The sequence below is a fragment of the Methanobacterium formicicum genome, from assembly GCF_029848115.1.
In the GTDB taxonomy this organism is placed as follows: domain Archaea; phylum Methanobacteriota; class Methanobacteria; order Methanobacteriales; family Methanobacteriaceae; genus Methanobacterium; species Methanobacterium formicicum.
This window is the reverse complement of record NZ_JARVXG010000005.1, coordinates 1-7,955: the sequence shown is the minus strand read 5'-3', so window position 1 is coordinate 7,955 and position 7,955 is coordinate 1. Positions and strand designations below refer to the sequence as shown.

Annotated in this window: 3 protein-coding genes; 1 reads left to right on the top strand and 2 read right to left on the bottom strand. The window is 41.1% G+C overall.

The window, feature by feature from the left end:
* Both QC759_RS00095 and QC759_RS00090 read right to left on the bottom strand, forming a co-directional pair.
* Positions 1-1,793: PAS domain-containing protein (locus QC759_RS00095; protein WP_279844519.1), on the bottom strand; the 1,793-nt coding region annotated here is incomplete at its 3' end.
* A gap of 506 nt (positions 1,794-2,299) precedes the next feature.
* Positions 2,300-4,444 carry an acetate--CoA ligase family protein gene (locus QC759_RS00090; RefSeq protein ID WP_048072027.1) on the bottom strand — a complete coding sequence of 715 codons (2,145 nt, stop codon included), beginning with the start codon at positions 4,442-4,444 and terminating at the stop codon, positions 2,300-2,302.
* A 374-nt stretch (positions 4,445-4,818) separates the two neighbouring features.
* Here QC759_RS00090 and QC759_RS00085 point away from each other — a divergent pair.
* Positions 4,819-7,955: PAS domain S-box protein (locus QC759_RS00085; RefSeq protein ID WP_279844517.1), on the top strand; the 3,137-nt coding region annotated here is incomplete at its 3' end.

Here is a 7,955-nt window from a genome sequence, read left to right as displayed (position 1 = left end):
TGCATGTTATTTTTAACCCGGTGGTGTATCTCCTTAATCAGAATGTTCTTCTCATCCACCATTCTTTCCAGTCCATCCATGGCTTTTTTTCTTTCAGTTATATCCTTGGAAATTACCAGAATGGAGTTAATCTCACCATCTTTTTTTATGGGTACCAGCTGTGATTCCACCCAGCTATAGTTTCCCTTATAGTCAATCAACTGATACTGAAAAGGTTTAATGGTCTCTCCCTGTAATGCCAGTAAGAATTTACTCCTCTGGAATTTAATATCTTCTTCGTTAGGGAATATCTGCAACTCCGGGAAGTTTTTACCAATTAATTCCTGGGAAGATATACCTGCAAATTCAGAAGCAGCACTGTTAACATCTAAAATAGATCCCTCTAAACTTACCAGGATGGTGTAGGTTGGATTGGATTCAAACAGAGTGTGATATTTTTCTTCACTATCCTGGAGGGCTTTTTCGGCCTTTTTACGTAGGGTGATATCCATTAACATGCCTGAAATAACTTTTCCAGTTAAACTGGCACTTAAAAGCATGTTAACAGTATCTCCTTCACGGGAAACCATTTCTACTTCATACTGGGCAAAACTACCCTCTTTTCTAAGTTTATCAATGATTTCTTTTCTAGCAGAAATGTTTTTATAGAATTCAGTGATCTGGTGAGATTTGAGTTCCTCCACATCACTGAATTTAAATATTTGGGCCAGGGATTCATTGGCAAAAAGTATATCCCCTGAGATATTGGTTTTATAAATTCCCACTAGTGAATTGTCTACCAGGTCCCGGTAGTTTTTTTCACTGGATGATAAAGCCCTTTCCGTTAAGAACTGGCGGAAAAGCACCATTAAAATGATGATTCCCACCACCAGTTCTATCACCGGGATATTGGGTTCCTCTTGGATTTCATTGGCCCATATTAACAGTAGGAATGATATCAGTGCCAGTAAAAGGGGTAAATAAGAAGTGAAACTTGATTTTTTTATAAATGAGAGGTAGGGTGGTATTAGCTGGTATTTTTCACCGGTGATCTGCAGCAGCGCGGCTAAACCCACCAGCATATAACTCAGTATCCATCCGGAATCCAGCAAACCCCCGGAAACATAAGTACCCTGCAGTGTTTGCAGATAGTAAATGTAATCGGTTATAATCAGGGCTATCATACCCAGGCCGATAAGAATTAAAGGGCCGTAGTATTCTTCTTTAAATTTACTGTATAAGAGCCGTATCAGGGCGAAGAGAAGGACAAAATCGAAAACAATGTATATTACAGATATGAAAATGGTTAAAAACTCTTCCTGGCTGGTGAGGTTGGGGCTTATTAGGAAAACCCATAAAAGGAGGCCCACGGTTAGGAGGATGATCCCCATTTCTAGAATGATTTTATAGCGGTCGCTGGAGCTGAATTTATCACGGGGCATAAAGTAGATTCCCAGTGCAAAAAGAGGATAGAATGCCAGGTAAAAAATGTCGGCTACCGAGGGGAAAGGATTGGTACTGAATACCAACTCCAAAATGGCCCAGGTTATATCCCCCAGGGCAGTAAAGCTGAAGGCGACACCCATCAGTATCCATGCTATTTGCACATGTTGTCCCTGGTTTTTGGAGGCGTATGCAGCGTAAAATAATCCCGTAATAACCAGTATTTCAATTACAGGGCCGGTAATATCACTAAAAACCATTCGAAGATACGAATCACCCTGTAAAAGTAGTGAAACAACTGTAAAACTAATTAAAATAGCAAAAGCCAGTATGGTTGCATTTTTAAAGGATATTGTCTCTTTTCCATTCATTTCAGCACCTTTAAACTGGCTAATAGAATTCTCCTTGGTTCATATGGGATGCGGATGTGTCAGGTGGAGGGATTTCTCCAAGTATTCCTTATTTTAAACTTTTTTATATTTAATTTCAGTAGATAATACGATAATTATCATTGGACTCGGAGACTATTGATCTGTGCTTGGAATATTGTTCGCATTAAGATATATGATCATCTTGAAATAAAAAGCTTGAGATTAGGTAACTCCCTCATGAAATGGTAAGCTGAGGGCAAGATTTGTTTATTAAAGTACCCTCCCAATTTTAAATGCCTTCAACTAAGTTCGTCAACAGTTAAGGGGATATAACTGATTAATTACGGTTGTAATGGATATTCCCCAGTCCACTTCAGTAATTGATTTCCTACATATATTTTGTAGAAACTAGGAAAAGTAATTTTTTAAAAAAAGTTCTCTAAAAAAAATAGTTATAAGAAGGGACCAGGATCCCTTCTGCTTTTATTTCACGATATTTATTTAATTTAATTCACACTGGATTCCAGACTGGATGAGTGGGGGGAGGACTGTAGTAAATCATTGGATCCGCCCTCTTTCAACATTAGTCTCATATCAACGGCCAGTGCACCGTCTCCTTCATCGAAAACCATCAAGGGGTTGATTTCGAATTCGTTGATTTCTGGGAAGTCAGTGACCAGCTGGGAAATTCTCAGTATAACATCGGCAATGGAATCTACGTCCTTGGGTTTGGCTCCACGGGCACCTTCTAATAGTTCATGGGTTTTGATGTTCTTTATCATATCCTTGGCCTCGCCTTCATTTACCGGGGCGATGGCGAATTTAACATCTTCCAGCACTTCCACGTATATACCGCCCAGTCCAAACATGAGCATGGAACCGAAGGTGGGGTCCTGGATCATGCCGATGATCACTTCTGCACCACCGGAGAGCATTTTCTGTAACTGAACACCCTCCAGAACTGCGTCGGGCTCCTTTTCAGGGATATTCTCCATCATGTCCCGGTAGGCTGCTTTAACATCATCCGCACTGTTAAGGTTGAGTTTTATTCCTCCCACATCAGACTTATGGGAAATCTGGGGGGACACGATCTTCATAACCAGGGGGTATCCTATTTCTTCGGCTGCTTTAACTGTTTCTTCTTCAGTGGTGGTAATGGCTGTGCCCACCGTGGGTATACCGTAGGCTTTCAGAATATCCAGTGATTCTAAGCCCAGGGTGTGTTTGCCCTTTTCCCGGGCATCCTCAATAATGTTTTTAACCAGATTTTTATCAGCATCAAATTCCGGGGACTTTGGATAATCCTGTTCCCGGATGACAGTGTAATCATACAGGGTTTTCATGCTTTTAACTGCTCTTTTAGGGTAGAGGTAGTTAGGGACCTGTTTTTCTGCCAGGAGTTTTTCTGCCCCTACGAAGCGGGTTCCTCCAAAGAAACTGCACAGGATTGGTTTTTCTGTTTTCTGGGCGTGATCAATGGCCACCTGGGCAATTCCTTCCGGATCGGTAACGGACTGTGGTGTTACCAGGTAGATCACTCCGTCTACATTAGGGTCCTCTAGAACAGTTTCCAGGGTGAAGGCGTACCTTTCCGGACTGGCATCCCCGAGAACATCCACCGGGTTTTTAACACTGGCCGTGGCGGGTAGTCCTTCGTTTAATTTTGCTTTGGTGTCAGTTGTTAGTTCGGCAAGTTCCAGTCCAGCCTTTATTGCGGCATCGGTGGTCATGATGGCGGGTCCACCGGCATTGGTGATTATAGCTATCCGGTTACCTTTAGGGAGGGGTGCCAGTGCCAGGGCACTACTGTAATCCATCATTTCGTCCAGGGAGTTCACCCGTATAATTCCGCACTGGCCAAAGGCTGCTTCGTAGGCTGAGTCAGAACCGGCAATGGTACCGGTGTGGGAGGAAACAGCCTCTGATCCCTTGGAGGTGGTACCGGATTTTATAACCAGGACTGGTTTTTTCTGGGAAGCCTCTCTACAGGCTTCTATAAAGCCCGGACCATCCACTATGCCTTCCAGGTAGGCAGTTATAACTTCGGTGTTTTCATCTTCCATGAAGTTCTTCATACAGTCGTTTTCATTGATGACGGCCTTGTTTCCCAGGCTGACGATACGGGAGAAACCAATGTTCTTTTTATCAGCGTAATCAAGGATAGCAGCCATGATGGCTCCGGACTGGGTCATGAATGATATTTTACCCTTGTGGGCAATATCAGAAGAGAATGATGCATTCATATCATTGTAGGTGTCCATTACACCCAGACAGTTGGGTCCCACCAGTTTGATGTTGTATTTTTTACAGATCTCCACCAGCTGGTTTTCCAGTCTGGCTCCTTCCTCATCAACCTCTTTAAACCCTGCAGAGATTACAACGATGTTTTTTATTCCTATCTCTCCACAATCTTCCACTGTGGCCGGGATCAGGTGGGATGGTATGACTATAACTGCCAGGTCTACGTGTCCATGTTCTTTTATGGATTTGTATGCAGGCAATCCCAGTACTGTACCTCCCTTCGGGTTTACTGGTACGATTTTTCCTTTATAATAATTTAAAAGGGAGGTCATTAAATCGTAACCAATTTTACCCTTTGTTTCTGATGCACCGATTACTGCAACTGATTTTGCATTAAACATATCAAGCATGTTATCACCTATTATGTAATATCTCTAAATATCTACTGCCCTATTTATTATATCTGATTGATTCGGGGTTTTATAATAAAATTACTGTAAGTACAGTGCTTACTTACATAAATAAGCATTTATAAGTACTTACTTACATAAACAACTGTAATTACAGTACTGACTTACATATCAACCCATATAAACCTTTATTTTCATCTAAAAATTAAAACATTTTTATCAAAATGTGGTGGAATCTACCATCATTTTAGTAGGCTGATAATTGTACTCCATTTTTTATAAATGAATATTCCATTCACTGAAAATTTCCCATGCCACAAAAAAACAAATATTAATAAATACATACTAAAATTATGGTAAGTGTTAGAATCCTCTTGGTAAAAGATGATTCCACTGAGGCCCGGGATATAAATACAACACTGGAATCCTTTGGTTATTCAGTTCACCATCTAGGCCGGGGGGAAGATGTAGTTGAAAAGGCATCAGAGTTAAGGCCTGATCTTATTTTGTTAGATGTTGTTTTTAAGGGGGATAGCACCGCTTTTGATGCTCTTTTGGAAATATTCAAACTTGATTTTCCTGTTTTGCTGTTAGTGGGAGATTTAACGGAAGAGAATATTAAAAAGATTGAATCTTTAGCGCAAGATGCATATCTACTCAAACCATATCGGGATCGAGAGCTGAAATACGCCATTGAACTGGCTATTACTCGAGAAGAACTTAAAAAAAGTGAAAAAAGGAATCTTAATCATTTAAAAACCCAAGACCCGGGTGTGGCTCACCCCAGCGGGGGTAATGAAAAATATCAAAACGCCCTGGATAACATGATGGAAGGATGCCAGATCATCAGTCCTGATTGGCGTTATATCTATGTAAACGATGCTGCCCTCCACCATGCCCAACTGGAGAGGGAAGCTTTAATTGGTCACACCATGATGGAGGTCTATCCCGGTATTGATGAAACTGAAATGTTCTGGATGTTAGAAAAAACCATGGAGGAAGGTGAATCAAATCATATGGAAAATTACTTCATTTACCCCGATGGCACTGGCCGATGGTTTGATCTGCGCGTTTTCCCGGTACCCGAAGGTATTTTCATTCTATCCATTGATATCACTGACCGTAAGCAGGTAGAGGAAGAATTAATTGCAAGTAAAGAATTCAACGAAAATATCATCAAATCCATGGGTGATGGATTTTCAATTTTAGATAAAAATGGGGTTCATTTAGATGTTAACCCTGCCCTGTGTCAGATGACTGGATTTTCCCGGGAGGAATTAATTGGAACCGGTCTTCCTCACCCTTACTGGCCTGAAGAAAAAGCTCACGATATTCAGGCTACTCTGGAAGAAGTGTTGAAAGGAAATCTAAAGGAAGTTGAACTGACTTTTAAAAGAAAAAATGGGGAAAAATTCCCGGTTATTTTAAGCCCATCTATTATAACTGATGATGAAGGGAAAGTAATTGCTGTTTTTGGAACTTTTAAGGATATTACTCAACGTAAAAAGTTGGAAATGGAATTAAAAGAGAGTGAACAGAAATTTCGGGGTTTGGTAGAAAATGCAGCCGATGCTCTTTTTGTCCATGATATGAAGGGTAATATTAGGGATGTTAACCAGCAATCCGTGGAAAGCCTGGGATACAGCCGGGAAGAATTACTAAGGATGAATGTGATGGAAATAGAACAGGACTTTGAGCTGGAAAGCGCCAGGAAGGAATGGAGGGAGATAAAGCCGGGAGAACCTTTCACTCTCTATGGTCACCAGAAACGGAAGGATGGTACTGTTTTTCCAGTGGAGATACACTTTGCTGCCGTGGAAATTAAACAGGAAAAACTTGTCATGGGTTTAGTTCGTGATATCACCGCAATTAAAAAGGCAGAAGAAGAGTTAAAAGCCATTAACCGGGCTTTGATGAAACGTGATGAGGAGTTCCGGCACTTTATTGATAGTGCCCCGGTGGCCATTGCCATGTTTGATCCAAAGATGCAGTACATTGCTGCCAGTCAGCGCTGGATCGAAGATTATAATCTGTATGGCCAGGAACTTCTTGGCAGATCCCATTACGATATCTTCCCCGAGATCCCCGATAAATTGAAAAAAGTTCACCGTCGTGCTCTGGCTGGTTCTATTGAGCGTGCTGATGAAGATGCCTTTGTACGTGCCGATGGAAGCGTTCAGTACCTCCGATGGGAAGTACATCCCTGGTATTCATTTCCCGGTGAGATCGGTGGCATCATAATCTTCAGTGAAGACATTTCAGAACGTAAAAGAGCTGAAGAAGAGTTAAAAGCTGTAAATAGGGTTTTGAAAAAGCGTGATGAGGAGTTCCGGCACTTTATTGATAGTGCCCCGGTGGCCATTGCCATGTTTGATCCAAAGATGCAGTACATTGCTGCCAGTCAGCGCTGGATTGAAGATTTTAATCTGGGTGATGGGGAAATCCTCGGCAGATCCCATTACGATATCTTTCCAGAAATCACCGAGCACTGGAAAAAAATACACCAACGTGCTCTGGCTGGTTCTGTTGAGCGTGCTGATGAAGATGCCTTTGTACGTGCCGATGGAAGCGTTCAGTACCTCCGATGGGAAATACACCCATGGTACTCCTCACCCGATGTTATCGGGGGCATTATAATATTCAGTGAGGATGTAACTGAACGTAAAAAGGCTGAAGAAGAATTAAGGGAAAGTGAGCAGAAATACAGGTACGTGATTGAAACTGCGGCCGAAGGAATAACTTTGTTTAATAAAAAGGGCACAGTTATTGAAATCAATCCCAAAGCCTTAGAATTAACTGGATTCAAAGAGGATATAATAGGTAAAAACCTGGTTCAAATAGTTCCCAGCTTGAAGATAAGTTTAAATGAAGCTTTAGTTGCCTTTAAGAATATTTTGACAGGTAAACCTATTCCCTCTGAATGGAAATATGTCAATAAGAGGGGTGAAAGGAAATTTGTTAAAGCCAATTACAGTTTAATGAGAACGGATGGGAAGATAGATGGAATAGCTCTAGTTTTAGAAGATATCACTGATCTTAAATTAAGGGAAATGGCCTTAAGGGAAAATGAACAGTTTTTAGAGAACATCATCGAGAACATACCCGACATGATCTTCGTAAAATCCGCAGATGAACTTAAATTTGAACGAGTGAACCGGGCAGTGGAGTTTATCTGGGGTTATGAGAGGGATGAATTAATTGGTAAAACTGATTATGATTTTTTCACCAGGGAAGAAGCTGATTTCTACACCCAAAATGATAGGGAAGTTCTCCATAAAAAGGAACTTCACGATATCATTGAAGAAACCATACACACCCGGTACCAAGGTGAAAGAATCTTACACACCAAGAAAATTCCCCTCCTTGACGAAAATGGCCACCCTAATTATCTTTTAGGTATTTCCGAAGATGTTACCGAACGTAAAATGGCTGAAATGAAACTTAAGAAGTCCCTGGAAGAAAAAGAGGATTTGTTAAGGGAAATACACCACCGGGTTAAAAATAACATGCA